Genomic DNA, 2,179 nt, shown 5'->3' with positions numbered 1-2,179 from the left:
TTGATTGGGTTTAACAGTCCAGTGGACTGTTAAAGGTTGGAGATAGTATTTGCGAAGCAAATCTCAGCAATTCGCATTTTACACTCCAAATCTGGCCTCTACGACTGATGCGAACAGAGTTCGCTTCATCTCCAACCTCAAACTGTCTCCCAGACAGTTTGAGCTGTGCGGGGGTGGGAGTGAAACAGCCTGGGAATAGACTGTTTCAGCTCAACAACTTAAAACGAAAAATTGTTGACGAACTCTTCTTATGAATGGTTGAGTTCTTTCCCACTCCCAAAATTCCATTACCTACGATATTGCCGCAAAAATCGTGACATTTTTTCTTGAATTTCTGCCAACTCATCCACACGTGGTAAATACACAATACGGAAATGATCTGGATCCCTCCAGTTAAAACCTCGACCATGGACCAAAAGTACTTTTTCTTGCTTGAGGAAATCCAATACAAATTGTTCATCATCCTCAACTCGGTACATCTCACGATCAATTTTTGGGAAGACATATAGACCAGCCTTAGGTTTTACAGCAGAAAGCCCCGAAATATCATTAATCGCCTTGGTAATAAACTCCCTTTGTTCATATAAGCGTCCGCCAGGCATCAAGAGTTCATCAACCGATTGGTAGCCTCCCAAAGAAGTTTGAACAACCTGTTGAGCCAAAACGTTTGAACACAAACGCATATTGGACAACATATTCAAGCCTTCAATGTAACCTTTTACATGCTTTTTCGGACCAGATAAGACCATCCAACCTACTCGGAAACCACAAATACGATGCGATTTAGACAGTCCATTCATCGTCACAACAAATAAATCTGGAGCCAGTGTCGCAATAGGGATATGAACAGCTCCGTCAAAGACCATACGATCATAAATCTCATCAGAGAAAATGATCAATTCATGTCTACGAGCAATATCAATGATTCCTTCTAAAATTTCTTTCGGATAGAGAGCACCAGTTGGATTATTTGGATTGATAAGGACAATTGCTTTGGTTCGAGAAGTCACCTTGGACTCCATATCTGCCAAATCTGGATACCATTCAGCTGCTTCATCACAAACATAGTGAACAGCTTTACCACCAGCCAAACTAACTGCGGCAGTCCAGAGAGGATAGTCTGGCATTGGCACCAACACCTCATCACCATTATCTAGCAAACCTTGCATAGACATAACAATCAGCTCACTCACGCCGTTTCCAAGATAAATATCTTCAATGTCAACATTTGGAAATTTCTTTAGCTGACAATACTGCATGATAGCCTTACGTGCAGAAAAAATTCCCTTACTGTTCGAATATCCCTCTGATTTACGGGCGTTATGAATCAAGTCACGAATAACTTCATCTGGAGCAGTAAAACCAAATTCTGCAGGATTCCCCGTATTCAAACGTAAAATCTGCTCTCCATTGGCACGCATACGCATGGCCTCTTCCAAAACAGGCCCACGAATATCATATGCTACATCATCCAATTTTGTTGACTTGTTAAATTGCTTCATGTCGTCACCTCGACTTTCTATCTTTTCTATTGTACTGTAAAAGCTAAAAAAGTACAAGAATCCTTTACATTTTCTCTCAAAAGGCTTATAATAAAAATGTAAGGAACTACTCTACCTATTTCGGGACAAAGCTCTTCTGAAAGGAGTTATTATTATGACACAATCTTACAAAACCATACTCGTCGCTGTAGACGGATCTAAAGGAGCAGAATTAGCTCTTCATAAAGCCATTCATGTCGCACTACGCAACCAAGCACGTCTGATTATCGCCCATGTGATTGACACCCGTGCTCTCCACAATGTCGTTGCATTTGACGCCTCTGTCTATGAATCTTTAGAAAGAGAGGCTGAGCTCCTCCTCGAAGAATACAAACAAGAAGCCTTCAACGCTGGTCTGACCGATGTACAAATTCGCATCGAATTTGGTAACCCTAAAACCCTATTGGCTATCGATATTCCAAAGGAAACCGGTGCTGATCTTATGTTACTTGGGGCAACTGGTCTAAATGCCTTTGAACGTCTCCTGATCGGATCCTCATCCGAATATATCATGCGCCACGCAACTATCGATTTACTCATTGTTCGCGATGGAGAAAAAAGTTTATAAGTCATAACCACCCGTGAAAACGGGTGGCTTGTACACCGGCTATAAGCCGTTTCTCTCCAGCGACGTCTAA

The 2,179-nt window shown here is 41.7% G+C and carries 2 protein-coding genes; one reads left to right on the top strand and one right to left on the bottom strand.

Annotated elements, in window-relative coordinates:
• Window positions 1–287: 287 nt before the first annotated feature.
• Window positions 288–1,502 (bottom strand): pyridoxal phosphate-dependent aminotransferase, encoded by a 1,215-nt coding sequence (locus tag SST111_RS09625; RefSeq protein WP_099810993.1) that lies wholly within the window; start codon window positions 1,500–1,502, stop codon window positions 288–290.
• Window positions 1,503–1,656: 154 nt separating this feature from the next.
• Between SST111_RS09625 and SST111_RS09620 the strand changes: the two genes are divergently transcribed.
• A complete protein-coding gene (locus SST111_RS09620; protein WP_099810991.1) occupies window positions 1,657–2,109 on the top strand; it encodes a universal stress protein in 453 nt (150 codons plus the stop codon).
• Window positions 2,110–2,179 lie beyond the last annotated feature (70 nt).

The sequence above is a fragment of the Streptococcus suis YS161 genome, assembly GCF_002760245.1.
Classification (GTDB): domain Bacteria; phylum Bacillota; class Bacilli; order Lactobacillales; family Streptococcaceae; genus Streptococcus; species Streptococcus suis_I.
Note: the sequence above shows the minus strand (reverse complement) of the source record. Positions and strands in the feature narration are given on the sequence as shown.

Bases quoted from the DNA above. Each gene is read 5' to 3' on its own strand.
- SST111_RS09625 (WP_099810993.1), bottom strand. From the start codon at position 1,502: ATGAAGCAATTTAACAAGTCAACAAAATTGGATGATGTAGCATATGAT.
- SST111_RS09620 (WP_099810991.1), top strand. From the start codon at position 1,657: ATGACACAATCTTACAAAACCATACTCGTCGCTGTAGACGGATCTAAA.